Consider the following 567-nt stretch of genomic DNA (forward strand, 5'->3'; position numbering starts at 1 on the left):
TCGCCACCCACCGGGGCGTCACCCCAGGGCACGAGCACGACCCGCTCGGCCAGCGTGCGGCCCCCGCCGATCCGCGGGGTGGCCACGCCCTCGTGCCCCACGAGCCCCTGCACCCGGGCGAGGGCGTGGTGCACCCGCTCGTCGGGCCCGGTCCCCCAGAGCCCACGCTCGTGGTTCGACGCGTCGTCGACCGCGACCGGCTCGAGCACCACCTGGACCACGGGTGCCTCGAGCCCGGAGGGGTCCACGCCGCCGGCGAGCTGCCACCGCACGCGGTCGACCACGTCGGCGGCGTCGAACCAGCGCGGGTGCACCCAGGTCCGTTCGAGCAGCAGGTCGCGTTCGTCGACGATGCCCACCCGGATCGTGGTCGCGACGAGTCCCGCCGCGCGCAGCCGTGCGGCGAAGTCGTCGGCCGATCGACGGAAGGCGAACGCCACCTGGTCGGCGCGGTCGAGCGGTGGTTCGAAGGACGCCTCGACCCGGAGCTCCGGCGGGACCGTCCGCGCGGCGACCTCGCGCGGGTCGCGGCCGCCCGCCAGCCGGTGCAGGAAGGCCCCGGCGACA

1 pseudogene is annotated in these 567 nt (G+C 76.9%); it reads right to left on the minus strand.

Features of this window, described 5'->3' with window-relative positions:
• A pseudogene (locus D8M35_RS16755) lies at positions 1-567 on the minus strand (DNA polymerase Y family protein); the annotation flags it as partial.

Source organism: Curtobacterium sp. HSID17257, from assembly GCF_003989515.1.
Lineage (GTDB): Bacteria > Actinomycetota > Actinomycetes > Actinomycetales > Microbacteriaceae > Curtobacterium.